The following is a 24,184-nucleotide window of genomic DNA, read 5'->3' on the forward strand; positions in this document are numbered from 1 at the left end:
AGTGACCGACGCGAGAGCTCATACCTTGGTTGCGTCGCCCTAGACCATCGGGCGACCCCGCGGCGGGCCCGCGCTCGGCACAGTGGGCGCATGGTGAACACACAGGGGATCACTCGGGGGCAGTTCCTGGCGGGGTCGCTGGCCCTCGGGGCGGCGGGCGCGCTGCTGCCGTCAGGACAGGCGGCGGCGCAGCCGCAACCGCGCACACTCGCACAGGCGACACATGCCCGCCGCCCCGGTCTGCGCCGCCACGGCGTCGTCTACACGGTCGGTGAGGGCGAGACCCCCGCCACCGCCTGGAACCCGCGTCGCATGCGCGCCGATCTCCGCGCCGTCCGCGACGAGTTGCACGCGGACACGGTCGACGTCACCGGCGACGGCGTCGGCCGCCTCACCGCGACGGCCGCCGAGGCCGCCGAACTCGGCCTGCACATCTGGCTCCAGCCCACCCTCGCCGACGTCCCGGAGCGGGAGATCCTCGAACACCTTGCGGAGACCGGCCGGTTCGCGGAACGCCTCCGGCGTCAGGGCGCGAGCGTCGACCTCAGTGTCGGCTGCGAGTTCTGGCTGTTCGTGCCCGGGATCGTGCCCGGCGCGACGGTCCTGGACCGCGTCCAGAACATCCTGAACGGCACCTTCGACCCGGCGAAGACGCAGCGCAGGCTGAACGCCTTTACCAAGAAGGCGGCGGCGACGGGCCGTTCGGTCTTCCACGGCAACCTCGGCTACGCCGCCGCCCAGGACGACGAGGTCGACTGGAACCTCTTCGACGTCGTGGGCATCGACTACTACTCGTACTTCCGCCAACCGGCCGACTACGTGCGGGAGTTGAAGGCCTACCAACGCTGGGGCAAGCCCGTCACCATCACCGAGTTCGGCACCTGCGCGTACAAGGGTGCCGAGAAGACGGCCGGCATGGGCTGGAACGTCGTCGACTACGACAAGGACCCGGAGGAGATCAAGGGCCACCTGACCCGCAGCGAGCACACCCAAGCGGCTTATGTCGTGGACCTGTTGGAGGTCTTCGAGTCGATGAACCTCTACGGCGCGATGGCCTTCGAGTTCGTCACCCCGGACGCACCCCACCGCGCCCACGATCCCCGCCACGACCTCGACATGGCGAGCTACTCCATCACCAAGACCATCAAGGACCGCCCGTACGACCCGGGTTCACCCTGGCACTGGGAGCCGAAGGAGGCGTTCCACGCACTCGCGCGACGGTACGCACGGGCGTGCCGCCGGTGAACGCGTCTCACCTGTCGGCCTCTTCACCTCCCGCCCCTCACATCCCCAACGTCATGACCAGCCGATCCTCCCCGGGCCCGAAGTAGTCCTTCTCCACCCCTTCGTCGGACGAGAATCCCAGCGACCGGTACAGCATGATCGCGGCGGCGTTCGTCGGTTCCACCGTCAGCCGGACCTGGTGGACATGTTCCGTACGCAGCCGCCGCAGGGCCTCGACCATCAGGCGGCGGCCGAGCCCGCGGCCCTGAAGGTGGGGGATGACGGCGAGGCTCATGATCCAACTCACGTAGCCGTCCGAGGTGTTGACGAACAGGACGTAGCCGAGCAGACCCTCGCCGTCGTCCAGGACGAGGATGCGGTCGCCGTGGATGTCGACCAACTGTCTGAGCACGACCTGTGTGTACGGCTCCTCGGGGAAGGCCTCCCTGTCAACCCGGAGCAGCTCGGGCAGGTCGGCCACGGTGACGCCCCGCAGGGTCAGCGGGCGTTCGCCGCGGTCGGCGAAGAATGCCTGGTCAGTACGGCGCCCGACAGAAGGGAAACGTTCCTCCGGAAAGGGCGTCATACTGCCTCCTGGGGGTAGGAAGTCAATTGCGCGTTGACGGCTCGTGAGACTCGTACGGGTGGTACGGGCGAGACGTGTGCGTCCTGCCTTACTGGTGTGTTCGGCAGGGTTCCACCCATCTTGGGTGGGGCAATCCGGCAGTTCAAGGCCGAATCCGGTCGCATGAATGCATTCGCCACGATGCGCCCCCCGTGCGCCCCAGCGGTAGCTGTGACTTGACGTAGATTGTCCTGCGAAATTGACGATGAGGTGTACGTCGCGCCTGTGATGTTGTTAGTGTGGACTGGTGAAAAACGCGGAAGTCGCCTGGAGCGCGTTCGATTCGATCGCATATGTAGATCACAACTACGGTGACCTACAGGCGGAGGACGCCGAGATCCTGACCATTGTCCGGGATCATTTCGCGGGCCATTTCCGGAACCAGGGCGTCGACCCGGTATACGGCATCGACGTGGGCGCCGGCGCCAATCTCTATCCCGCGCTGTCCATGCTTCCGTGGTGCGAGGGGATCACCCTCTTCGAGCGCTCGCCCTCGAACGTGGCCTACCTGGAGAGCCAGGTCGACTCGTACGCGCGGAACTGGGACCAGTTCTGGGACGCCCTGTGCGCGAACAAGGACTACGACGCCTTCGACGCCGACCCCCGCGAGAGATTCCGCGAGGTCGTCAAGGTCCAGCAGGGCGATATCTTCGATCTTGAGCGGTTCACCGGCCAGTGGTCGGTGGGGACGATGTTCTTCGTCGCCGAGTCGATGACCTCCTCGTACCAGGAGTTCACCCTGGGTGTGGAGCGTTTCATGCGCGCCCTGGCCCCAGAGGCCCCCTTTGCCGCCGCTTTTATGGAACACTCCAAGGGTTATCACACGGGTGAGCAGTTCTTCCCCGCGTGTGACGTGGGAGAGAACGAGGTGCGGGAGAGCCTCGCGCCATTCGCGGACGAGTTCAAGGTGCAGCGGCTCAAAAGCGAGGCCGGGCTTCGGGACGGATATTCCGGAATAATCCTCTCCTACGGCTGGCGCGGAAATTCGGACCCACAGGTTCCGATCGGCTGACAGGGCGGCCGACCGGTGAATCTTCACAACAGAAGAGGGATATTCCTCGGCTGAGGGCAGTGCGGTCTGTGTGAGGGGCATGGAATGGAGATCAAGCCGCGGCAGCACCTGCTGGACATCTGGCAGGCGGTAGCCCGCCACTCCTTCGACGGAGGGGAGTGGGCGTGGGGAAAGTGGGGCGGTGAGAGCAGCGTCGCCGATGCCGAGCGCCTGCTCTGCCTGTTGTATCCGGCGACCGAGCTGCCGTCGTTCCGGCTGGACGACCCCGACACCACGCTGACCGACGTCCAGCAGACGCTGAAGCGGGCCGGCGGACGACTGGAGATTCCGGCCAACCTCGTCACGGCCGCCGTCGAGTTCATGCGCACCCACACCGACGACAAGAGGCCCACGTTCGCGGGCGGTTACTACTTCCAGTCCCGGGACAAGGACCAGGACCTCACCGAGGAGCAGCGCCAACTAGGCGTCACCGACTCGTTCTCCATGTCGATCACCCTCTGCCTCGCCCTGCTCGGCTTCCTCAAGGTCTACGAGTCCAAGACCCGCCGCGGCGATATGCAGGAGACGATCAAAGAACTGAAGGCCGCGACCAGCAACCGGCTCACCGCCGCCATGGTGAGTCTGCTGCGGTCGTTCACGGTCAACGTCTACGACACCGACTCCTCCCAGGGCCAGACGCTCTGCGAGCTCCTCGGCCAGGGGCAGTTGTCGCAGCGTCAGGTGCTGGAGCAGTTCCAGCGGCGGTTCCGGCCGCTGCGCGCCGCCATCATCGAGAGCTTCATCCTCGGCCTCGACGTCCAGGAGGCGCTCAAGGACGAGAGTCAGCTGTTCGAGTGCGGCTGGGCCTGGAGCCTGGTGCGGGACGCGCCCGAGGTGGAGACCGAGGAGACCATCGGGGCCCAGCCCGTCGGCGTCGCCAACCCGGTGCCGTACCTCTATTTCACGGTGGTCGCGCTCGACGGAATCCAGGACCTGTTCTCGGACCGCACCCTGACCCTGGGCCTGCTCAACGCCGAACAGCAGAAGCTCGCCGAGGCGTTACGACTGCGCTGGGAGATCACGCAGCAGTACTGGTCACGCATCGCCCGCTTCGACGGCGACCGCTGGCCCCTGGAGGACATTCCCTGGCGTACGACGGGACAGCGGCTGGAGTCGGAGTACTTCTCGCTCTCGGTCGCCGCGATCCTCGTGCACGACCTGATGCGCCGCCGGGCCACGGACGACGACCTGACCCGCACCGTCCGCGTCATGGAGCGGCTCGCCGAACGCGGCCGTATCACCAGCCGGATGACGCGCGACGACCCGATGATCCAGCTGCACAACCCGGGCGTCACCCTGCCGCTCCAGGGTGGCGGCACCATCGGCCCGCCGATGGACTGGACGATGAGCGACTTCTCGGCCCAACTCCTCAAGCGCACCGTGCAGTTGTGCACGCTCTCCCGCAACCTCTCCGCGCACGACCGGCTGCTCAGGCTGGCCGAGGACATCTTCGGCCATGTGTGGCGGCGCCGGATGGGCGACGGCGAGGGCGCCGGTCTGTGGGACAACGTGCACGCCATCTACCCGGAGACCGCCCTCACCGAGGGGCCGGTGTCCTGGAGCATCACCGAGCGGGTCACCGAGGTGATGGTCCAGGTCCACAACATGTACGCGCAGCCACCGATCCGCAGCCTCGAACTCACCGAACTAGCAAGGGCGTTGCTCAGCGAGTCCACCCACCTCCTGGGCAACGAGCAGATGGCGCCCGCGCCCAACTCCGACGGAAAACGCGGCATGCAACTCAGGGGAATCGAGGTCAAGTTGCGCCGCGCCCGCGCTCTCGTCGACGAACAGCCGGGCACCGCCTACTCGTTGACCCTCGACGTACTGGGCCAGCTCGACGCACTCGCCCGGGCCCGCGACGCCGCCACGGTCCAGGGAGTGTGACCCTGTGCTGATCTTCGCGGCCTCCGACAAGGGAGGCACGGGCCGCTCCGTCACCAGCGCCAACCTCGCCTACCAGCGGGCGCTCATGGGCGACGACGTCTGCTATCTCGACTTCGACTTCGGCTCGCCCACCGCCTCCGCCGTCTTCGACGTGCCCGAGGCCCGCGAGGCCGCCGAGGACCGCGGGCTGCACTCCTACCTGATAGGCGAGATCAGCGAGCCGGTCAGGATCGACGTCTGGGCGGACACCGAACACCGCGTCCTGCGCAACCAGCCGCCCGGGGCAGGCCGGTTGATCCTCATGCCCGGTGACCTCAGCGGCGGCGAGTTCGCCACCTCCGGCGACAACCTGCGCCGCTGCGTGGACCTGCTCCTGCGCCTCAACGGCGAGTTCGACCTGATCGTCGTCGACCTCAGCGCCGGCCGCAGTTACGCCGTCGACATGGTCCTCGCGGCCACCTCGCAGCGGGCGATGAGCGGCGTCCTGGCCCGCTGGCTGGTCTTCCACCGCTGGACCCGCCAGCACGTGGAGGCCGCGGCCAGCCTGGTCTACGGCAAGCGCGGCATCCTCGCCGGCGGCGTCGCCCGCGGCCACGACGAGGACACGCTGCGCGGTGCCATCCGCTTCGTACGGGCCGCCGTACCCGATCCCGACTCGGCGCTGTGGTCGCAGGCCACGCCCACCCAGTCGGCGTGGATGGAGCAGTGCGACACCGAGTTGAAGCATCTCGCCTCGCACCACGGCATCGGCTACAGCCAGGTGCTCGGCTCGGTGCCGCTGGAGCCGGTGCTCCAGTGGCGGGAGCAACTCATCACCGACGAGGACGTGTTGGACAGCCAGATCGCCACCATGGAGACCTGGCAGGCACTGAGCGACCTGGCCGCGCGGCTGACCGACGACAAGTACTGGGAGGAGGCATGACGGAGGCCGTCTTCCGGGAGACCACCGCGGACCCGCGCACCCAGTCCGTGCCGCTGGCCCATCTCTCGCTGGAGCTGGGTCACCTCTACATGGAGGACTTCGAGGCGGGCCCCGGGCGGCTGCGCGAGCACTTCGCCGAGGTCCGGATCTGGGTGGACGCGGCCCGCGCCTCCGCAGCCCGCCGCACCGGCGGCAAACGCCCCCGCATCAGCACCTGTTTCCTGATCGACGACTACTTCACCCGCTTCTCCACCCCGGCCGAACTCGTCCCGCTGGTCCTGGACGAGGCCGAGAAGGCCGGGCTCGTCATCGACTACCTCGCCCGCGAGTCGGGCTGCGCGGTCGCCGACCGGATCGAGCTCGCCGAGTCCGTCATGCACCGCCTCGTCGAGTCACCGCCGCCCGGCAGCCACGGCTCCCGCCCACCGGTCAGCCAGACCGGCTGGCTCGCCAACGGCGAGCGCACCACCCCAACGCGCAGCGCCCTGGCGGAAATTGTCACCTGGCAGCCGCCGCACGAGACCGCGGCCCGCAACCACTCGGTCTTCATGGACGTCGAGTTGTGGTCCGAGACGGACAAGGGCCGCCTGTGGTCCTGCCCGTTCCTGGCCGCCGTCTGGCAGTTGGCCCGCCTGGGTCTGCTACGGCACCTCGGCGAGCCGGTGCTGGTGCCGCAGCAGTGGACCGGCGGGGACTTCCCGCTCGACTGGGACCGGCTGCCGCCGCTGCTCAAACTCAGCGACACCCGCGTCCCGTTCAGCGCGTACCGCACCTGCACGCTGATGGCGAACCGGTTCGTCGCCGTGGAAGACGCCGTACGGCTCATCCTCGACCAGATAGACGTGGACTCCGTGGCGCTCGAACAGGTCGCCAAACGGTCCGCTGGCGAAGGCGTCGCGGTACCGGAGGCGGTGGCCCAGCGCGCCACCTACGTGTTCTACGAGGAGCCCGCCAACTCGGTGTCACCCGACGGGACTTGACATGACGACCCCCGGACAGCAGACGCGCCCGGTCCTCGCCTGCGGCGAGGTGCGCACCGGTCTGCTGCCGTCCTTCCAGGCGCTGGACGGCCGCGCCGCCGCCCAACTCCTGCGGCTGCGCGCCGACGAACACGTCCGGGTCTCCGAGCGGCCCAACCTCTACGCCCTCTCGCCCGAGGTCCTCACCGGCGTGGACTGCCGGCTGCCCACCTCGAACGGCGCCAAGGTCCGGGCCGTCGGTACGGTGGCCGCCCGCGCGGCGCTCACCGAGGGCCGTGTCGTGCAGTCCACCGCCTACTTCAGCGCCCCGGCCGCCGGACCCGACGTACGCCGGCCCTGGGGGCACTACCTCGTGCGCCCCGGAGTCGTCGAGCCGTTCGGGAAACTGCCCGAACAGGCCACCGCGGAGGGCGTGTTGCGCGGTGGCGGGCGCGGCGAACTGGACCTGGGGATGATCGCCGAGGGGCTGCTCGCACAGTTGGTGCGGCACCCGCTCCTCGACCACAAGGCGCCTTTCAAGTCCCGCCGCACGTACCTGCGTTGGGCGGCGCGGCGGGCGCCGGAGGGTGAGGGGGCGACGCTTGACCGCTTCACGTTGGCCGAAGACGGCCTGCGGACGGTGGAGTTGAGGGTGCCGGACGGCACCGAGGCGGTCGCGGTCGCGGGGCTCTGCGAAGACCTCGCGTTGCACGACTGGCTTTTGACGACGGTGGTGCACATGCTGGAGAACAGCCGGCTCGGTGCGGCGGACGGGCCCGCGGCGGTCCTGGCGCTGCGCCCCGCGGTGGATCACCTGCTGCATCTGTGGATGCCGCGCGCGCACGTGGACCGCACGCTGGGACACCTGTGGGACGTACTGGAGCGGGAACCGGGCTTCAGCCGCCAATGGGAGAACCTTCGCCAGCGTATCCGGGACCAACTGGCCATACAGGCCATCCCGTTGCTGCACCAGGCGCTGAGCACGCGCTGACGGGGCGGCACGAACCGCATATCCGACGGGGGAGAGGTTCACATGAACGGAGTGACGACAACAGGGGCAGGGCCAGGGGCCGTTCCACAGCCGGATCAGCAGGCCCAGCGTGGATCGAGGCTGTTCATCAGGACAGGGTTCGCGATCTTAGCGGGGGTCGCCGCCTTCTTCGTGACCAACGTCCTGAACGAGGACGACGGTGAACTGTGGCAGTGGACGATGTCCATCGTCCTCGGCTGCGCGACGCTGATCGTGCAACTGCTCGTGGACTTCGGCGAGCGGCTGGAGGCCGTCCAGGAGAGCCAGAAGCGGCGCATCCGGGACATGAAGGACAGCCTGTCCAGCCACCACACCGAGATGCGCGCGGCGGTCGACGAGAGCTTCGCGAAGATCAACGCGGCGACCGAGCTGTACAGCAAGGTCGACGGTTCGGTGCTGCGCTCCGACGAGGTGACCCGGCTGGTGCTGGGCTACACGAAAGTCGGCGAGCAGGGCGCGGACATCGTGAAGGCCTTCGCCGAGGAGGAGTTGGGCCGCCTCGCGCTGCTCATGGAGAACCTCGGCAACGGCACGGCGGACTGCCCCGGCGAGAACCACGAGTGGCTGATCGACCTCACCAAGTGCGTCAAGCGGACGCTCTACGCCACCAGCACGTCCGTCGACCGCGACTTCTGGTCGAGCGAGCCCGCGGGGCGGTATCTCGCCGCTCAGGAGACGGCGATCAGGACGCGGGGCGTGAAGATCCGGCGCGTGTTCCTCGTCGACAAGGAGGAAGAGATCACCCCCGGCCTCCGCCTGCTCTGCGCAAGACACTGCAGGTCCGGGATCGACGCGCGTGTCGCGGTCCGCGCCCTGCTGGAACCGACCGCCCAGATGAACTCGTTGAACGACTTCATCATCTTCGACGGAGAACTCTCCTACGAGACCGAGCCCGACATCCGGGTCATGCCGGCCAAGACGACGCTGAAGATGACGCGCGAGCACGTGGAGGAGCGCGTCAACCGCTTCAACGTCCTGTGGGAGGCGACGGAACCGGAACCGCAACGGGATCCGGAACCGGAGCCGGACGGAGGAAGGGCGGTCACACATCCCGCCGGTCAACGGCAACAACCGTGACCACCGCAGCGACCGCGGCCCACACCGCGAACACGGTCCACGCGCCGGCGACGGTCGTCGGATACCGCTCGGCCAACGTGTAGGGCATGCGGCCGTAGTCGACCTGTACGAGTCGGTCCCAGGCGTTGAAGGGCAGGGCGTTGCGGACGCAGGCCGTCCAGTGGTAGCGCTCGGTGACGAAGGTGGGCAGGAGGACCAGGAGGCCGGTCGCGAGGACCATCGTCGTGGCGCTGTGCCGGATCAGCGCGCCCATGGCCATGCCCACCAGCGCGGACACCGGGGCGAGCAGTGCCGACGCGACGACCACCCGCAGGGCGCCGGGGTAGCTGATCGACAGGCCCAGGCCGCGCCCGGACAGGATCGCCTGGGCCGCCGCGAAGGAGGCGGACGCGACGACCGCGCCGTACGCCGTCATGACCGCGGTCACCACGGCCGCCTTCGCCGACATCAGCGCCCGGCGGTCCGGCACGGCCGCGAAGGTCGTGCGGATCAGCCCCGTCGAGTACTCGCCTACGACCGTGACCGCGCCGACGCTCGCCGCCGTGAGGATCAGGATCAACGCGGCACCGTCGGTGAAGGCGTCGAACAGCGCGTTGTTGGCGAAGTGGGCGCGCATCACCGTGTTGTAGTGCGGATAGTCGACGTAGTCGGCGCGTGCCGCGTTGGCGTTGAAGGCGATCACGACGAGGGTGCTGACGCCGAGCGCCCAGTAAGTGGAGCGGAGGGAACGGAGTTTGAGCCACTCGGCGGCCAGCAGATCGCCGAAGCGCGGGACGGGCACGGTCACGGGAACGGTCGTCATCGGGAGTCTCCGGCCAGGTATTCGACGCTGTCGGCGGTCAGTTCCATGAAGGCCGCCTCCAGAGAGGCGTGCTCGGTGGTCAACTCCCACAACAGGAAGCCGTGTTCGTGCGCCAGTTCACCGATACGACTGGCGCTGACCCCGGTGACCTTCAGCGTCTCCTCGTCGCACGGAGCCACCACCGCGCCCTCCGATGCCAGTACGGCGGCCAGCGCGCCCGCGTCCGGAGTCCGCACGGTCACCGTCGGCGCCGTACCGCGTGCGGCGAATTCTTCGAGGCTCTCGGCGGCGATCAGTTCGCCCCTGCCGATGACGATGAGCCGGTCGGCCGTGTTCTCCATCTCGGACATCAGATGGCTGGAGACGAAGACCGTACGACCCTCCGCCGCCAGTTTCCGGAACAGGCCCCGCACCCACAACACCCCTTCCGGATCAAGCCCGTTGAGCGGTTCGTCGAAGAGGAGGACGGGCGGGTCGCCGAGCAGGGCGGTCGCGATGCCGAGCCGCTGTTTCATACCGAGCGAGTAGCCGCCGACCCGGCGCCGGGCCGCCGCCCCGGTGAGCCCGACCTCGGTGAGCACCTCCTCCACCCGCCCCGCGGCGATCCGGTTGCTCAGGGCGAGTGCCCGCAGATGTGCCCGCGCGGACCGCCCGCCGTGCACATCGCCCGCGTCGAGCAGCGCACCGACGTGGCGCAGCCCGCGCGGATGCCGGCGGAAGTCGTGACCGCTGATGGTGGCGGTGCCGGTGGTCGGCTCGACAAGTCCCAGCAGCATCCGCAGAGTTGTCGTCTTGCCGGCGCCGTTCGGGCCCAGGAAGCCGGTGACGTGCCCGGGCTGGACGGTGAAGGACAGTTCGCGTACGGCGGTGGTGGGGCCGTACCGCTTCGTGAGTTCGTTGACTTCGATCACGGGACCACGGTTTCGCGGGCGGCCGGTCCCCGGCATCGGCCGGGCGCTGACATTCGTCCGGCGTCGATGTCGACCCTGGTTGTACGTCTCCGGGCCGATGACCGCACCCGCTCCGCGCTCTTACGATCGCTGCATGCCCGCCACCCCGCCGCTGCCCCTGCTCAAGCGTGTGCCGCCGGGCGTCTGGACAGGCGTGCCCTGGACCTACGGCACGCTGTTCGCGATCCGCTCCTTCTTCCACCTGCCCTTCATGCCGACCGACCCCTTCCCGCCGACGCCCGACGGCTGGGTGCTGATCGTGTCGGGCAGCGTCCTCGCCCTGTTCGGTTGCGTGGTGCTGCGTCCTCGTCCGCTGCCGGCGCTCGGGCTGCTGCTGGCGGGGACGTACGCCGTGACGCTGGGCCTGAACGGGCTGACCCTGGGCCTGATCCACTACGCGGCGATCGATGTCGCCGTGGGCTGGACAGCCGCGAGCACCAGCCGCCGCCGAGGCCTCACCGCCCTCGCCCTGGCCATCGCCGTGCTGCCCGCCTACCAACTCACCCGGACGGGCCTCGGACGCCCCCTTCTGGCCCTCTACGACAACGGCCGGGGCGACTGGCAGAGTTGGTCGGCGCTCGCCCTCACGGCCGTCGTCGCCTGGCTGATCGGCAACTCCGTCCGGCAGAACCGCGCTTACACCGAGCGGCTCACCACCCAGGCCGCGACGCAGGCCGTCACCGCCGAACGTCTGCGTATCGCACGGGAGATGCACGACACCGTGGCCCACAGCATCGGCATCATCGCCCTTCAGGCGGGCGCGGCGGCCCGGGTCACCACGACCCAGCCGGAGGCCGCGCGGGAGGCGATGCGGGCGGTCGAGCACGAAGGCCGGGTGACGCTGGCCGGACTGCGCCGCATGCTGGTCGCGCTGCGGGCGGCCGACGCGGCACCCTTGCTGCCCGCCGGCCTCGGTGACGTGGACCGACTCGCCGCCACGACCACGGCGGCCGGGGTGCGAGTCGACGTGCGGCGGCTCGGCGAGCCGCGTCAACTCCCGCCCGACGTGGACCTGTCGGCGTTCCGCATCGTCCAGGAGTCCGTCACCAACGTCGTACGGCACGCGGGCACGCGGACCTGCCGGGTCACCCTCGACTACCGCGAGGACGAACTCGCCCTTGAGGTCACCGACGAGGGCCGGGGGCACGGCACCTCCACCGACACCGGGTTCGGTCTGGCCGGGATGCGCGAGCGAGTCGCCCTGCTCCATGGGGAGTTCACGGCGGCACCGCGTCCGGGCGGCGGCTTCCGGGTGGCGGCGCGACTGCCGGTACCGGCGGAGGTGGTCGCCCGATGACGGTCCGCGTCGTCCTGGCAGACGACCAGCAGCTCATCCGTACGGCACTGCGGATGGTGATGGCCGACATCGAGGACATCGAGGTCGTCGGAGAGGCGAGTACGGGCAGGGAGGCGGTACGGCTTACGGAGCAACTCGCCCCGGATGTCGTGGTGATGGACATCCGCATGCCGGGGATGGACGGCATCGAGGCGACGAGCACGATCACCGCGAGTTCCTCGACGGCCCGAGTCGTCGTCCTCACGACCTTCGACGACGACGATTACGTCTACGGCGCGTTGCGCGCGGGCGCGTCCGGGTTCCTGGTCAAGGACATGGCCCTGGACGACATCATCGGCGCGGTACGGGTGGTGGCCGCAGGGGACGCCCTGATCGCCCCGAGCGTGACCCGGCGCCTGATCCACGACTTCGCGTCGTCCCGCCCCGAACCGGTCCGGGTGCAGCGGGAGTTGACGGGCATCACGGAGCGGGAACGCGAGGTGCTGACGCTGGTCGGCTCCGGGCTGTCCAACACGGAGATCGCGGCCGAGCTGCACATCAGCGTGGCCACGGCGAAGACCTACCTGACCCGCCTCTTCACCAAGCTGGACGCGAGAGACCGCGTCCAGTTGGTGATCCTCGCCTACGAGGCGGGGCTGGTCTCAGTGGGATAGCGGCCCTGCCCTGAAAACGCTTCGCCCGTGCTCGTCCCGTCGGGTACGGTCGCGAGGTTGTTTTCACTGCTGGGAGGCCGTTGTGGCGAGTCGTATCGGTGAGCTGGTGCTCGGTTGTCGTGACCCCGAGCTGCTGGCGCGGTTCTGGTGCGAGGTCCTGGACTTCGTCGTGCTCGAACGCGAGGACGGCGAATGGGTGGAGATCGGGACGCCCGAGGGGTTCGGCGGCCCGCATCCCACGCTCTTCTTCAGCCGCAGGGACGAGCCAGAGCCCGGCAAGTCCCGGCTGCACATCGACGTCAACCCCACCGACCGCGACCAGGCCGCCGAGCTCGAACGCCTGCTGAAGCTCGGCGCGCGCCCGGCCGACATCGGTCAGACGGGGGAGGAGCAGTGGCATGTCCTGGAAGACCCCGAGGGCAACGAGTTCTGCCTGCTCAAGGCCCGCATCAACCCCCTCTGACGCGGGGACCTAGGAGCGCGGCGAGCCGACGAACTCCGTCCAGGCATCGGCTCCGACCACGATCACCGGCCCACCAACAGACACCTTCCCCGCCGATTCGATCAGGGTCAGGGACGCCTCAGGCGACGGCGCGGCGGCCCTGAGTGGATCGTATGCCGTGTACACGCGCTTCATCACAGCCGGATCGTCCAGGAGGTTCCCCGAATACACCGCCTCTGTACAGGCGGTTGGCGGGGCGTCGTCGAACTCCATGAGCCGTAGATCTCCGGTCATGACGGCGTACGCCCCGGCCGAGTACGGCAGGACCTGGACCAGCACCGTTCGCTCGCGTGCGAGTGCCGCGATGTGATCCAGCTGCCTGGCCATGGCAGCGGCCCACCGACCGGAACGCGCAACGAGTTCTCGTGCGGGATCGCCCAATACACGGGCCGTGTTGCGTCCTTGAGGATGCGCGACCGGTCCATTCGACCGTCCACCTTGTCCGCGATGTACTCCTCCGTCTGCAACAGGCCCAGGACCAGCGCGTGCGGGAACTCGCAGATCTTCGTCGCCAGCGCCTCCAGCTCCGCCGCCTTCGCGAAGTAATCGGCGTACCGCCTGTCGTTGATCAGGCCGATGCAGAGGCGCTCGAAAATACCGTCGGTTTGCAGAATCTCGTCGAACCGGATGGCCAGCTCCATCTGCGGTTTGCGAATGACCTGTTCGAATTGGCCGATATAAGCGCCAGAGACAAAAACGAGCGCCCCCCAACTGCGCCTGCGAGAGCCCCATTTCCTCACGCCGTCGTCTCAGCTCAGCCCCGAAGAACTCCCAAGCCGCCAGCCGTGAACCGTTGGCCATAGCCAACCACCTTGGTCTGCACCGGAGTTGTCGTCGACAGACTCCTGCCGAGTGTAGGGGGAGGAGGGGCACTCCGGAGACGGGAAGCGTGAAAGTCGAAAAGGGAGGGGAGTCAGGTGTGGGCACACTGCTTGGAGGTGAGGGAAATCTTGGTGGAATTCCGGATTCGGGTGCGAGGAGAGCGATGAAGCCGCCTGTCGGATCGGTCGCCGTGGACACCCGTAACGGGAGAGTGGGCATCGTCATGGGGCATGAGGGGCCTTATGTTCAGCTGCGCCCGTACGGCGGCGGGCGGGAGTGGGACGTCGAGCCGGCGGCCGTGCGGTGCGCGACCCCGGCCGAGCGGCTGAGCGCGGCGACCGCGTACGCGAACGCCCGCAGTCGCGGTGAGGTGCCTTGAAGCGCCGATGCGCCGATGCGTCGTGGCGCCACAGGGCCGTAGGGGACAATGCATGGCATGAGTCTGTTCCGCGACGACGGCATCGTGCTGCGCACCCAGAAGCTGGGTGAGGCGGACCGGATCATCACGCTGCTCACGCGGGGTCACGGGCGGGTACGCGCGGTGGCGCGCGGGGTGCGGCGGACCAAGTCGAAGTTCGGCGCCCGGCTCGAACCCTTCTCCCATGTGGACGTGCAGTTCTTCGCGCGGGGGAGCGAACTGATCGGCCGCGGGCTGCCGTTGTGCACCCAGAGTGAGACCATCGCTCCGTACGGTGGCGGAATCGTCGCCGACTACGCGCGGTACACCGCCGGTACGGCCATGCTGGAGACGGCCGAGCGGTTCGCCGACCATGAGGGCGAGCCCGCCGTTCAGCAGTATCTGCTGCTCGTGGGCGGGCTGCGGACGCTGGCCGGCGGGGAGCACGCTCCGCATCTCATCCTCGACGCGTTCCTGCTGCGTTCCCTCGCCGTCAACGGATACGCGCCAAGCTTCGGTGACTGCGCGAAGTGCGGGATGCCGGGACCGAACCGGTTCTTCTCCGTGGCGTCGGGCGGGGTCGTCTGCGCCGACTGCCGGGTGGCCGGGAGCGTCGTACCCTCACCGCAGGCCCTGGAACTCCTCGGTGCGCTGCTTACGGGAGACTGGGAGACGGCGGACGCGTGCGAGGCGCGGCATGTGCGCGAGGGCAGCGGGCTGGTGTCCGCCTATCTGCACTGGCATCTGGAACGCGGACTCCGTTCGCTGCGGTACGTGGAGAAGTCGTAGCAGGGCGTAGTGAGTTGGCGTAGCAAGTCGTAGCAAGTCGTAGAAAGAGGAGACGAGAAGCACATGGCCGTACGCGGGATCCTGGGGCGCCAGCGGCGCGAGTACACGGCGCCGGAGCCGCACCCGTCGGGGGCCACCGCACCGAAGCTGCCCGGTGAGCTGATTCCGAAGCACGTGGCGATCGTCATGGACGGGAACGGGCGGTGGGCGAAGGAGCGGGGGCTGCCGCGCACCGAGGGCCACAAGGTCGGCGCCGAGCGGGTGTTGGACGTGCTTCAGGGTGGCGTCGAGATGGGCGTCGGCGCGATCTCGCTGTACGCCTTCTCCACCGAGAACTGGAAGCGGTCGCCCGACGAGGTCCGCTTCCTCATGAACTTCAACCGCGACTTCATCCGCAAGACCCGCGACACCCTCGACGAACTCGGCATCCGGGTGCGGTGGGTGGGCCGTATGCCCAAGCTGTGGCGGTCGGTCGCCAAGGAGCTCCAGATCGCGCAGGAGCAGACCAAGAACAACGACGCGCTCACGCTGTACTTCTGCATGAACTACGGCGGCCAGGCCGAAATCGGCGACGCGGCGCGGGCGTTGGCGGAGGACGTGAAGGCCGGCAGGCTCGACCCGTCCAAGGTCAACGAGAAGACCCTCGCGAAGTATCTGTACTACCCGGACATGCCGGACGTGGACCTGTTCCTGCGCCCCAGCGGCGAGCAGCGCACCTCCAACTTCCTTCTCTGGCAGAGCGCTTACGCCGAGATGGTCTTCCAGGACGTGCTGTGGCCGGACTTCGACCGGCGTGACCTGTGGCGTGCCTGCGTCGAATTCGCCCAGCGGGACCGGCGGTTCGGCGGCGCGGTGCCGAACGAGAAGCTGCTCGCGATGGAACAGGCGATGCGGGGAAACGAGTAACACCCTCGTCGGATTCGGGCGTTACTATCACGGCTCGTCACCGCACAACGGGGAGGGGCCGTGATGGAGCAGGGACAGCGCGTCGGGCAACACGTGAGCGAAGTGGTGCTGGAGTACCAACTCCGGCTGGAGGACATGACCGAGGCCGTCCGGCTGCTGTTCCGCAAGCGCGGCCGGGCCGGGTTCACCCACCACCCCGCCTTCCTCGCGGTCGTGATGGTGCTGGGCGTGCTCCTGCTGACCGCGGGCCTGGCGGGCGGCGACGGCATCGGCTTCGCCTTCGGCATGGCGCTCATCGCCTGGCCGCTGCTGATGCTCCGGGTGCCCGGCATGACCGCCCGCCAACTGCTGCGGGCCAACCAGCACCACGGCGTGATGCGGGTGACCGTCGCCGAGGAGGGCGTGCGGATGGTCAGCACGCACATCGACTCGCGCATGTCCTGGGCCAATTACGGCAGTTACGCCGAGACGGACCACTGCTTCGTGCTGCGCAGCCCCGACCGCATCGGAGCCTGCGCGATGGTCATCGTCAAGCAGGGAGCCACCGCACCACAGGACGTGGACCGCCTGCGCGCCCTGCTGAACACCAAACTGCCCCGCGTCTGAGCCCCGTAGGGGGGCGGGGCTGTATCGATATGCGGCTCCGCCGCGTGGGCGCGCCCAGCCCCCACCGGGCCCGCACGCTATCCGCTCAGCCGGCGGAGCACTCCGCACAAGTGCCGAAGATCTCGACAGTGTGCGCCACATTGACGTACCCGTGCTCCGCCGCGATCGCCTCCGCCCACTTCTCCACCGCGGGCCCTTCCACCTCCACCGCCTTGCCGCACACCCGGCACACCAGGTGGTGATGGTGATCGCCCGTGGAGCAGCGGCGGTACACGGATTCGCCCTCGTCCGTGCGCAGGACGTCGACCTCACCGGCGTCGGCGAGGTTCTGGAGGGTGCGGTAGACCGTGGTCAGGCCCACCGAGTCACCCTTGTGCTTGAGCATGTCGTGGAGTTCCTGGGCGCTGCGGAACTCGTCGACCTCGTTGAGTGCCGCCGACACGGCGGCACGCTGGCGGGTGGATCGTCCCTTAACGGGCGGGCCGGCCGTCGTCACCGTTGCCTCCTCACGTCTGCACTTTGCCGAGCCATTGTGCCAGCCCGGACTGTGCGTGGTCAGACGCCGACCTCGTCGGCGGCCCCCCGGGTGGCTGGAATCGCGCACTCCACCGGGTCCCCGGCCGGTCGCGCGGCGGCCGCGGCCCGGGCCCGGCGCCTCGCCAGCGGAGTCGCCAGCGCGGTGAGGGCGATGAACGCGGCGATCGTCAGGAGCACGATCGTCGCGCCGGGCGGGACGTCCTGGTAGTACGAGGTGACGGTGCCGCTGACCGTCACGGTCACGCCGATCACGCCCGCGATCGCCAGCGTCGCCCCGAAACTGCGGGTGAGCTGCTGTGCGGCGGCGACCGGCACCACCATCAGCGCGGACACCAGGATCAGGCCCACGACCCGCATCGCGACGGTGACCGTGACGGCCGCGGTGACCGCCGTCAGCAGGTTCAGGGCACGCACGGGCAGTCCGGTGACCCGCGCGAACTCCTCGTCGTGGTTCACGGCGAACAGCTGCCGCCGCAGACCCAGGGTGACCACGATCACGAAGGCCGCCAGGATGCCGATCGCCGTCACGTCGGACTGCGAGACCGTGGAGAGCGAGCCGAAGAGATACGAGCTCAGGTTGGCGTTCGAGCCGCCCGGCGCGAGGTTGACGAACATCACACCGCCCGCCATACCGCCGTAGAAGAGCATCGCGAGGGCGATGTCGCCGCGGGTCTTGCCGTACCAGCGGATCAGTTCCATCAGGACCGAGCCGAGGACGGAGACGGCGGTGGCCATCCAGACCGGGGAGGCGTTCAGCAGGAAGCCGAGGCCCACGCCGGTCATCGCGACGTGGCCGATGCCGTCGCCCATGAGGGGCTGGCGGCGCTGGACGAGGTAGATGCCGATCGCGGGGGCGGTGATGCCGACGAGGACGGCGGCGATGAGCGCCCGCTGCATGAAGGCGTAGTCGAGGATGTCCATCAGCTCAGCAGTCCCGTGCGGATCGGTTCGGCGTCCGCCGAGTGCGGGTGTACGTGGTCGTGGCCGGGCAGCGCGTGCTGGCCGAGCGCGCGCGGTGGCGGGCCGTCGTGCTGGACGCAGCCGTCGCGCAGGACGACCGCGCGGTCGATCAGGGGCTCCAGCGGGCCGAGTTCGTGCAGGACGAGCAACACCGTTGTGCCTTCGGCGACTTGGCGGGTCAGGGTGTCCGCCAGCACCTTCTGGCTGGCCAGGTCGACGCCCGCCATCGGCTCGTCCATGATGAGGAGTTCGGGTTCGGCGGCGAGCGCGCGGGCGATCAGCACGCGCTGGTGCTGGCCGCCGGAGAGCGCGTCGACCGAGTCCTTGGCGCGGTCCTCCATCCCGACCAGCTCCAGGGCGTGCCGTACGGCCTCGTGGTCCGCCTTGCGCAGCAGGCCGAAGCGGGCGCGGGAGAGGCGGCCGGACGCGACGATCTCGGTGACCGTGGCGGGCACCCCGCCCCCGGCCGTCGTGCGCTGCGGTACGTAGCCCACGCGCCGCCAGTCCCTGAAGGCGCGGCGCGGGGTGCCGAACAGCTCGATCTCGCCCCCGCTGAGCGGGACTTGGCCGATGATCGCGCGGATCGCGGTCGACTTGCCGGAGCCGTTGGCGCCGAGCAGCGCGACGACCTCACCGCGCCGCACGGTGAGGTCGATGCCGCGCAGGACGGGGCGCGAGCCCAGCTCTGCGCGGACTCCACGCAGCGATATGACGGGCTCGCCCACTGTGTCCTCCGGACTGCTGTAGGTCACTTGTAGATCACTTGGTTCCCAGGGCCGTCTGAAGCGCCTTGAGGTTGGCCTGCTGGACCGAGAAGTAGTCCTTGCCGCGGGACTTCTTGGTGATGCCCTCGATCGGGTCGAGGACGTCCGTCTTCAGGTTCGCGTCCGCGGCGATGGTCTTCGCGGTCTTGTCGCTGACGAGCGTCTCGTAGAACACCGTGGTGACGCCGTCGGCCTTCGCCATCTTCTCAAGGTCCTTCACGCGCTCGGCACTGGGCTCCGACTCGGGGTCGAGGCCGTTGATGGCCTCCTCGGTGAGGCCGTAGCGCTCGGCGAGGTAGCCGAAGGCGGCGTGCGTGGTGATGAACACCTTGGTCCTGGTGTTCGCGAGGCCCGTCCTGAACTCGGTGTTGAGCGCGTCCAGCTTCTTGACCAGGGCCGCGGTGCGCGTCTTGTAGTCGGCCGCGTTCTTCGGGTCGGCCTTCTCGAAGGCCTTGCCGACGCCCTCGGCGACCTGGGCGTAGCGCACCGGGTCGAGCCAGATGTGGGGGTCGAGGCCGGCCAGCTCGTCGTTCTTCGAGGTGTCGTGCGAGGCCGCGTGGCCGCCGACCTCGTTGCCGTGCTTCTCCTCCGTGGTCAGGGAGGCCGCGTCGATCTTCGTCTTGACCTCGGACTGGCTCACCGCGTCGTCGACGGCGGGCTGGAGGTTCTTGAGGTAGAGCACCGCGTCGGACTCCCCGAGCGCGGCCGTCTGCTGCGCGCTGATCTCCAGGTCGTGCGGTTCCTGGCCGGGCTTCGTCAGGCTGGTGACGTGGACGTGGCTGCCGCCGATCTGCTCGGCGAGGTACTGGAGCGGGTAGAACGCCGCGACGACGTCGAACTTGTCCGTGTTGGCCGCGGCCGCGGTGTCGGTGGAGCAGGCGGAGAGGGTCCCGAGACCGAGGGCGGTGGCCGCGGCGATGGCGATCCCGGATATGTGGCGTCGTCGTACGTTCATGACAGTCATTTTCAACTGACATGGAAACCGTTGTCAACAAGCGCCGGGTGAGGAACCGATTTGATACGGGGGTAGGCCGCGCCGGTAACCTAAGTCATTCGCCCGCCCGTCTCCCGACCGCCACCCCTCACCGAGGCGCTTCGCGCCGCCCCTCCTTACCGTCCATTCGTCATGAAGAGAGCATCGTGGCCGCCGACAAGATCGACACCATCGTCAGCCTGAGCAAGCGCCGTGGCTTCGTATTCCCCAGTAGTGAGATCTACGGCGGCCAGCGCGCCGCTTGGGACTACGGGCCCTTGGGTGTCGAGCTCAAGGAGAACCTGAAGCGCCAGTGGTGGCGCTACATGGTGACGTCGCGCGAGGACGTGGTCGGTATCGACTCGTCCGTGATCCTGGCCCCCGAGGTCTGGGTCGCTTCCGGCCATGTCGCCACCTTCTCGGACCCGTTGACCGAGTGCACCGCGTGCCACAAGCGGTTCCGCGCGGACCACCTGGAGGAGGCGTACGAGGCCAAGCACGGCCGCGCCCCCGAGAAGGGTCTCGCCGACATCAACTGCCCCAACTGCGGCAACAAGGGCCAGTTCACCGAGCCCAAGGAGTTCTCCGGCCTGCTCTCCACCCACCTGGGCCCGACGCAGGACACCGGCTCCGTCGCCTACCTGCGCCCCGAGACCGCCCAGGGCATCTTCACCAACTTCGCCCAGGTGCAGACCACTTCGCGCCGCAAGCCGCCGTTCGGCATCGCGCAGATGGGCAAGTCCTTCCGCAACGAGATCACGCCCGGCAACTTCATCTTCCGGACCCGCGAGTTCGAGCAGATGGAGATGGAGTTCTTCGTCAAGCCGGGCGAGGACGAGAAGTGGCAGGAGTACTGGATGGAGCAGCGCTGGAACTGGTACACCGGCCTGGGCATGCGCGAGGAGAACATGCGGTGGTACGACCACCCCAAGGAGAAGCTCTCCCACTACTCCAAGCGCACCGCTGACATCGAGTACCGCTTCCAGTTCGGCGGCAACGAGTGGGGCGAGCTGGAAGGCGTCGCCAACCGCACCGACTTCGACCTGAACGCCCACTCCAAGGCCTCCGGCCAGGACCTCTCCTTCTTCGACCAGGAGGCCCAGGAGCGCTGGACGCCGTACGTCATCGAGCCCGCCGCCGGTGTCGGCCGCGCGATGCTGGCGTTCCTGCTCGACGCCTACGTCGAGGACGAAGCGCCCAACGCCAAGGGCAAGTTGGAGAAGCGCACGGTGCTGCGCCTCGACCACCGGCTCGCCCCGGTGAAGGTCGCGGTGCTCCCGCTGTCCCGCAACCCCGAGCTGTCCCCGAAGGCCAAGGGCCTCGCCGCCGCGCTCCGTCAGAACTGGAACATCGAGTTCGACGACGCGGGTGCGATCGGCCGCCGTTACCGGCGCCAGGACGAGATCGGTACGCCGTACTGCGTGACGGTCGACTTCGACACGCTTGAGGACAACGCGGTGACGGTTCGCGAGCGCGACTCCATGAAGCAGGAGCGCATCTCCCTGGACCAGATCGAGGGCTACCTCGCGGGCCGCCTGATCGGCGCCTAGGGGCTGAGTTCTGAACCGGACTGCGGGCGGGCTGAGTTGATCAGCCCGCCCGCAGTCTTTTCACGCATGGGGTCTCAACGGCCCTGCAACGACTTCACGTTGTCGCCGAACGTCCAGTTCTTCGAGCCGTCCCAGTTGATCGACCAGGTCATCAGGCCCTTGAGCGAGGTGCCGTAGTGGCGCCACGCCTGGGAGACCAGGGACGGTGACATGTAGCCGCCGCCCGCGCCCGACTGGGCGGGCAGGCCCGGTACTTGCTTGTCGTACGGGACCTTGATCGTCGTACCCTGCACGACCAGGCCCTTGTTGAGGCAGTCGGTCTGGGCGGTGAAGCCCGCGACCGTGCCGGCGGAGTACGAGTCGCCGGAGCAGCCGTACATGCTGCCGTTGTAGTACTGCATGTTGAGCCACCACAGGCGGCCGTTGTCCGCGTACTTCTTCACGATCGGGAGATACGCGCCCCAGATCGAGCCGTACGTGATGCTGCCGCCGGTGACGTACGCGGTCTCCGGGGCCATCGTCAGGCCGAAGCCGGCCGGCATCTGGGCGAGGATGCCGTCGATGATGCGGATCAAGTTGGCCTGGGACGTGGAGAGTTGGCCGATGTTTCCGCTGCCGACCAGGCCCGTCTCTATGTCGATGTCGATGCCGTCGAAGTTGTACTTCTTCAGGATCGGCACGATCGTCGAGACGAACTTGTCGGCCACGGTGGTCGAGCTGAGGTCGATGCCCGCGGCCGCGCCGCCGATCGACATCAGGATCGTCTGGCCGGAGGCCTTCGCCGCGCACATCTCGGCCGGTGTGGCCACCTTCACGCCCGCGTCCATGCCGTCCTCCCACAGGGCCGTTCCGTCGGAGCGGATGACCGGGAAGGCCGCGTTGATCACGTTGTAACCGTGGGTGGCGATCGCGGAGTTGGTGATCGGGGTCCAGCCGAAGGGCGGATGGACGCCGTTGGAGGAGCCGTCCCAGTTCTCCCAGTAGCCCTGGAGGACCTTGCCGGCCGGGCGGGACTTCACGGCGCAGGTGTCGGCCGCGGACGCCGTTGCGGCGATGGGGAGTTGGGCGAGGCAGGCCGTCGTCAGGGCGGCGGCGAGCAGGCGCAGGGCACGGCGAAGCATACGGGCCTCCCGGTGGGGGTGCGGTGAGGTGTCGTAGGCATGACAGTGCGCGTGGTCCAGACCTTTCGTCAAGAGGTCCGTACCGGCCGACCGTGCTGACAAGTATGGAATGACAGATATTGAAATCTGTCATCTGTCATGCCAAGCTGGAACGCATGACGATCCCCACACGCACTCTCGGAACCACCGGCCCCCAGGTCTCCGCCCTCGGCCTCGGCTGCATGGGCATGTCCGCGTTGTACGGCGACGCGGACCGGGCCGAGTCCATCGCCACCATCCACGCCGCCCTCGAAGCGGGCGTCACGCTCCTCGACACCGGCGACTTCTACGCCATGGGCCACAACGAGATGCTGATCGGCGAGGCCCTGCGCGCCGCCCCGGCCGCCCGTCGCGAACAGGCGCTCACCAGCGTGAAGTTCGGGGCCCTGCGCGATCCGCAGGGCGGCTGGAGCGGTTACGACGGGAGGCCCGCCGCCGTGAAGAACTTCGCCGCGTACTCCCTCCAGCGCCTCGGCGTCGACCACATCGACGTGTACCGGATCGCCCGGGTCGACCCCGGCGTACCGATCGAGGAGACGGTCGGCGCGATCGCCGAGCTGGTCGAGCAGGGCTACGTACGGCACATCGGGCTCAGCGAGGTCGGCGCCGACACGATCCGGCGGGCCGCCGCGACCGCGCCGATCGCGGATGTGCAGCTGGAGTACGCGCTGATCACGCGCGGCATCGAGGACCGGATCCTGCCGGTCACCCGTGAGCTGGGCATCTCCGTCACGGCGTACGGCGTGCTGTCCCGAGGGCTGATCTCCGGGCACTTCACGCCCGAGCGGCAGCTCGGGGCGAGCGACTTCCGGGCGCACTCGCCGCGCTTCCAGGGCGAGAACCTCCAGCACAACCTCACCCTGGTCGAGCAGTTGCGGAAGCTCGCCGAGCAGAAGGGCGTCTCCGTCGCCCAGCTCGCCATCGCCTGGGTGCTGTCGCGGGGCGAGGACATCGTGCCGCTGGTCGGCGCGCGGACCCGGGGGCGCCTCACGGAGTCGCTGGGCGCCCTGGACGTCGTACTGGACGCGGCGGACCTGGCCGCGATCGAGGCGGCCGTACCGGCGGACTCGGCCCTCGGTGACCGCTACCCGTCGGCGATGATGGCGCACCTCGACAGCGAGCGCTGATCCGTCCTGCGGGTACGGTCTTCGTCATGGCAGCGAGCGAGACCCTGACCGCCGAGCGCATCCTCGAAGCGACCGAGGAGGTGCTGCGCCGCCACGGCCCGGCGAAGGCCACCGTGGTGGACGTGGCCCGCGCGCTCGGCGTCAGCCATGGCACCGTCTACCGGCACTTCCGCACCAAGGCGGCGCTGCGGGAGGCGGTCACCAAGCGCTGGCTGGACCGGACTTCGCAGGCGCTGTCCCGTTTCGTGACGGAGGACCGCGATCCGGAGGCCCGGGTGCGGGACTGGCTGGCGGGGCTGTTCGACGCCAAGCGGCTCAAGGCGGGCGGCGATCCCGAACTCTTCGCCACGTACTCGGTCCTCGCCGAGGAGGCGGGCGAGGCCGTCGGCGAGCACATCGACGAACTGACCGGGCAGCTCACCGCGATCGTCCGGGCCGGCGTCGGGAGCGGTGTCTTCACCGTCCCCGATTCGGCCGTCGCCGCCCGCGCCGTCTTCCAGGCCACCGGCCGTTTCCACGATCCCGCCTATGCGCGGGAGTGGCGGAAGCCGGGCGTGGAGGCCGAGTTCGAGGCGCTGGTGGAGTTGTTGCTGCGCGGGCTGCGCGGCTGAGGA

General features: G+C 68.8%; 25 protein-coding genes and 1 pseudogene. 17 read left to right on the forward strand and 9 right to left on the reverse strand.

Annotated elements, in window-relative coordinates; all coding sequences use genetic code 11:
- Positions 1-90: 90 nt before the first annotated feature.
- Positions 91-1,245, forward strand: coding sequence for an abortive phage infection protein (locus OG714_RS33790; protein ID WP_406126712.1), 1,155 nt, complete (start codon positions 91-93; stop codon positions 1,243-1,245).
- Positions 1,246-1,282: 37 nt separating this feature from the next.
- Here OG714_RS33790 and OG714_RS33795 read toward each other — a convergent pair whose 3' ends face one another.
- A complete protein-coding gene (locus OG714_RS33795; RefSeq protein WP_406126713.1) occupies positions 1,283-1,810 on the reverse strand; it encodes a GNAT family N-acetyltransferase in 528 nt (175 codons plus the stop codon).
- 286 nt (positions 1,811-2,096) lie between these two features.
- Between OG714_RS33795 and OG714_RS33800 the strand changes: the two genes are divergently transcribed.
- From OG714_RS33800 to OG714_RS33825, 6 genes are all read left to right on the forward strand, one after another.
- Positions 2,097-2,861, forward strand: a complete 765-nt coding sequence (locus OG714_RS33800; protein ID WP_406126715.1) for an SCO2525 family SAM-dependent methyltransferase — start codon at positions 2,097-2,099, stop codon at positions 2,859-2,861.
- Between the two features lie 84 nt (positions 2,862-2,945).
- Positions 2,946-4,787, forward strand: coding sequence for an SCO2524 family protein (locus OG714_RS33805; protein ID WP_406126716.1), 1,842 nt, complete (start codon positions 2,946-2,948; stop codon positions 4,785-4,787).
- A gap of 4 nt (positions 4,788-4,791) precedes the next feature.
- On the forward strand, positions 4,792-5,709 hold the full coding sequence (locus OG714_RS33810; protein WP_406126717.1) for an SCO2523 family variant P-loop protein: 918 nt from the start codon (positions 4,792-4,794) through the stop codon (positions 5,707-5,709).
- The gene (locus OG714_RS33815; protein ID WP_406126718.1) at positions 5,706-6,689 is read left to right on the forward strand and encodes an SCO2522 family protein; all 984 of its coding nucleotides are present in this window, start codon (positions 5,706-5,708) and stop codon (positions 6,687-6,689) included. The genes OG714_RS33810 and OG714_RS33815 overlap by 4 nt, the downstream gene beginning before the upstream one ends.
- Before the next feature lies 1 nt (position 6,690).
- The gene (locus OG714_RS33820) at positions 6,691-7,659 is read left to right on the forward strand and encodes an SCO2521 family protein (RefSeq protein ID WP_406126719.1); all 969 of its coding nucleotides are present in this window, start codon (positions 6,691-6,693) and stop codon (positions 7,657-7,659) included.
- Positions 7,660-7,830: 171 nt separating this feature from the next.
- Complete coding sequence (locus OG714_RS33825; protein WP_406126721.1) at positions 7,831-8,775, forward strand: hypothetical protein; 945 nt, start codon at positions 7,831-7,833, stop codon at positions 8,773-8,775.
- Here the strand turns inward: OG714_RS33825 and OG714_RS33830 are convergent.
- Both OG714_RS33830 and OG714_RS33835 read right to left on the reverse strand, forming a co-directional pair.
- A complete protein-coding gene (locus OG714_RS33830; RefSeq protein WP_406126722.1) occupies positions 8,741-9,577 on the reverse strand; it encodes an ABC transporter permease in 837 nt (278 codons plus the stop codon). The genes OG714_RS33825 and OG714_RS33830 overlap by 35 nt on opposite strands.
- Positions 9,574-10,488, reverse strand: coding sequence for an ABC transporter ATP-binding protein (locus tag OG714_RS33835; protein WP_406126724.1), 915 nt, complete (start codon positions 10,486-10,488; stop codon positions 9,574-9,576). Before OG714_RS33835 ends, OG714_RS33830 begins: the two co-directional genes overlap by 4 nt.
- A 133-nt stretch (positions 10,489-10,621) precedes the next feature.
- Here OG714_RS33835 and OG714_RS33840 point away from each other — a divergent pair, with 133 nt between their 5' ends.
- From OG714_RS33840 to OG714_RS33850, 3 genes are all read left to right on the forward strand, one after another.
- A complete protein-coding gene (locus OG714_RS33840) occupies positions 10,622-11,824 on the forward strand; it encodes a sensor histidine kinase (RefSeq protein WP_406126726.1) in 1,203 nt (400 codons plus the stop codon).
- Entirely contained in the window at positions 11,821-12,477 is a 657-nt protein-coding gene (locus tag OG714_RS33845) for a response regulator (protein WP_406126728.1), read from the forward strand. The genes OG714_RS33840 and OG714_RS33845 overlap by 4 nt, the downstream gene beginning before the upstream one ends.
- 82 nt (positions 12,478-12,559) lie before the next feature.
- The gene (locus OG714_RS33850) at positions 12,560-12,940 is read left to right on the forward strand and encodes a VOC family protein (protein ID WP_406126730.1); all 381 of its coding nucleotides are present in this window, start codon (positions 12,560-12,562) and stop codon (positions 12,938-12,940) included.
- A 9-nt stretch (positions 12,941-12,949) separates the two neighbouring features.
- Here OG714_RS33850 and OG714_RS33855 read toward each other — a convergent pair.
- A pseudogene (locus OG714_RS33855) lies at positions 12,950-13,780 on the reverse strand (helix-turn-helix domain-containing protein).
- 184 nt (positions 13,781-13,964) lie between these two features.
- Here OG714_RS33855 and OG714_RS33860 point away from each other — a divergent pair.
- The 4 genes from OG714_RS33860 (at position 13,965) to OG714_RS33875 (ending at position 16,499) form a co-directional block, all read left to right on the forward strand.
- Positions 13,965-14,180: a hypothetical protein gene (locus OG714_RS33860; protein ID WP_406126732.1), complete on the forward strand. Its 216-nt coding sequence runs from the start codon at positions 13,965-13,967 to the stop codon at positions 14,178-14,180.
- Between the two features lie 57 nt (positions 14,181-14,237).
- Positions 14,238-14,987 (forward strand): DNA repair protein RecO, encoded by a 750-nt coding sequence (gene recO, locus OG714_RS33865; protein ID WP_393041623.1) that lies wholly within the window; start codon positions 14,238-14,240, stop codon positions 14,985-14,987.
- Positions 14,988-15,050: 63 nt separating this feature from the next.
- Complete coding sequence (locus OG714_RS33870) at positions 15,051-15,893, forward strand: isoprenyl transferase (protein WP_406126734.1); 843 nt, start codon at positions 15,051-15,053, stop codon at positions 15,891-15,893.
- A 63-nt stretch (positions 15,894-15,956) separates the two neighbouring features.
- Entirely contained in the window at positions 15,957-16,499 is a 543-nt protein-coding gene (locus OG714_RS33875) for a YcxB family protein (RefSeq protein ID WP_406126735.1), read from the forward strand.
- Between the two features lie 85 nt (positions 16,500-16,584).
- Here OG714_RS33875 and OG714_RS33880 read toward each other — a convergent pair whose 3' ends face one another.
- From OG714_RS33880 to OG714_RS33895, 4 genes are read right to left on the reverse strand one after another with little or no spacing between them, the layout of a single operon-like run.
- Positions 16,585-16,995 carry a Fur family transcriptional regulator gene (locus OG714_RS33880; protein WP_033284652.1) on the reverse strand — a complete coding sequence of 137 codons (411 nt, stop codon included), beginning with the start codon at positions 16,993-16,995 and terminating at the stop codon, positions 16,585-16,587.
- Positions 16,996-17,054: 59 nt separating this feature from the next.
- Positions 17,055-17,957: a metal ABC transporter permease gene (locus OG714_RS33885; protein WP_406126737.1), complete on the reverse strand. Its 903-nt coding sequence runs from the start codon at positions 17,955-17,957 to the stop codon at positions 17,055-17,057.
- Complete coding sequence (locus OG714_RS33890; RefSeq protein WP_406126739.1) at positions 17,957-18,748, reverse strand: metal ABC transporter ATP-binding protein; 792 nt, start codon at positions 18,746-18,748, stop codon at positions 17,957-17,959. The genes OG714_RS33885 and OG714_RS33890 overlap by 1 nt, the downstream gene beginning before the upstream one ends.
- Before the next feature lie 7 nt (positions 18,749-18,755).
- On the reverse strand, positions 18,756-19,715 hold the full coding sequence (locus OG714_RS33895) for a metal ABC transporter substrate-binding protein (RefSeq protein WP_406126740.1): 960 nt from the start codon (positions 19,713-19,715) through the stop codon (positions 18,756-18,758).
- Positions 19,716-19,900: 185 nt separating this feature from the next.
- Between OG714_RS33895 and OG714_RS33900 the strand changes: the two genes are divergently transcribed.
- Positions 19,901-21,283, forward strand: a complete 1,383-nt coding sequence (locus OG714_RS33900; protein WP_406126742.1) for a glycine--tRNA ligase — start codon at positions 19,901-19,903, stop codon at positions 21,281-21,283.
- A 74-nt stretch (positions 21,284-21,357) separates the two neighbouring features.
- Here the strand turns inward: OG714_RS33900 and OG714_RS33905 are convergent, their stop codons facing one another.
- Complete coding sequence (locus OG714_RS33905) at positions 21,358-22,404, reverse strand: chitinase (protein WP_406126744.1); 1,047 nt, start codon at positions 22,402-22,404, stop codon at positions 21,358-21,360.
- Positions 22,405-22,559: 155 nt separating this feature from the next.
- Between OG714_RS33905 and OG714_RS33910 the strand changes: the two genes are divergently transcribed.
- On the forward strand, positions 22,560-23,570 hold the full coding sequence (locus OG714_RS33910; RefSeq protein ID WP_406126745.1) for an aldo/keto reductase: 1,011 nt from the start codon (positions 22,560-22,562) through the stop codon (positions 23,568-23,570).
- Between the two features lie 26 nt (positions 23,571-23,596).
- Positions 23,597-24,181: a TetR family transcriptional regulator gene (locus OG714_RS33915; protein WP_406126747.1), complete on the forward strand. Its 585-nt coding sequence runs from the start codon at positions 23,597-23,599 to the stop codon at positions 24,179-24,181.
- Positions 24,182-24,184 lie beyond the last annotated feature (3 nt).

The organism is Streptomyces sp. NBC_00989 (assembly GCF_045162655.1).
In the GTDB taxonomy this organism is placed as follows: domain Bacteria; phylum Actinomycetota; class Actinomycetes; order Streptomycetales; family Streptomycetaceae; genus Streptomyces.

What these genes read in the sequence shown, in the direction of transcription:
- OG714_RS33830 (WP_406126722.1), bottom strand. Translation starts at nt 9,577, where the DNA reads ATGACGACCGTTCCCGTGACCGTGCCCGTCCCGCGCTTCGGCGATCTG.
- OG714_RS33895 (WP_406126740.1), bottom strand. Translation starts at nt 19,715, where the DNA reads ATGAACGTACGACGACGCCACATATCCGGGATCGCCATCGCCGCGGCC.
- OG714_RS33915 (WP_406126747.1), top strand. Translation starts at nt 23,597, where the DNA reads ATGGCAGCGAGCGAGACCCTGACCGCCGAGCGCATCCTCGAAGCGACC.
- OG714_RS33805 (WP_406126716.1), top strand. Translation starts at nt 2,946, where the DNA reads ATGGAGATCAAGCCGCGGCAGCACCTGCTGGACATCTGGCAGGCGGTA.
- OG714_RS33860 (WP_406126732.1), top strand. Translation starts at nt 13,965, where the DNA reads ATGAAGCCGCCTGTCGGATCGGTCGCCGTGGACACCCGTAACGGGAGA.
- OG714_RS33885 (WP_406126737.1), bottom strand. Translation starts at nt 17,957, where the DNA reads ATGGACATCCTCGACTACGCCTTCATGCAGCGGGCGCTCATCGCCGCC.
- OG714_RS33840 (WP_406126726.1), top strand. Translation starts at nt 10,622, where the DNA reads ATGCCCGCCACCCCGCCGCTGCCCCTGCTCAAGCGTGTGCCGCCGGGC.
- OG714_RS33910 (WP_406126745.1), top strand. Translation starts at nt 22,560, where the DNA reads ATGACGATCCCCACACGCACTCTCGGAACCACCGGCCCCCAGGTCTCC.
- OG714_RS33905 (WP_406126744.1), bottom strand. Translation starts at nt 22,404, where the DNA reads ATGCTTCGCCGTGCCCTGCGCCTGCTCGCCGCCGCCCTGACGACGGCC.
- OG714_RS33790 (WP_406126712.1), top strand. Translation starts at nt 91, where the DNA reads ATGGTGAACACACAGGGGATCACTCGGGGGCAGTTCCTGGCGGGGTCG.
- OG714_RS33875 (WP_406126735.1), top strand. Translation starts at nt 15,957, where the DNA reads ATGGAGCAGGGACAGCGCGTCGGGCAACACGTGAGCGAAGTGGTGCTG.
- OG714_RS33820 (WP_406126719.1), top strand. Translation starts at nt 6,691, where the DNA reads ATGACGACCCCCGGACAGCAGACGCGCCCGGTCCTCGCCTGCGGCGAG.
- OG714_RS33845 (WP_406126728.1), top strand. Translation starts at nt 11,821, where the DNA reads ATGACGGTCCGCGTCGTCCTGGCAGACGACCAGCAGCTCATCCGTACG.
- OG714_RS33870 (WP_406126734.1), top strand. Translation starts at nt 15,051, where the DNA reads ATGGCCGTACGCGGGATCCTGGGGCGCCAGCGGCGCGAGTACACGGCG.
- OG714_RS33815 (WP_406126718.1), top strand. Translation starts at nt 5,706, where the DNA reads ATGACGGAGGCCGTCTTCCGGGAGACCACCGCGGACCCGCGCACCCAG.
- recO (WP_393041623.1), top strand. Translation starts at nt 14,238, where the DNA reads ATGAGTCTGTTCCGCGACGACGGCATCGTGCTGCGCACCCAGAAGCTG.
- OG714_RS33795 (WP_406126713.1), bottom strand. Translation starts at nt 1,810, where the DNA reads ATGACGCCCTTTCCGGAGGAACGTTTCCCTTCTGTCGGGCGCCGTACT.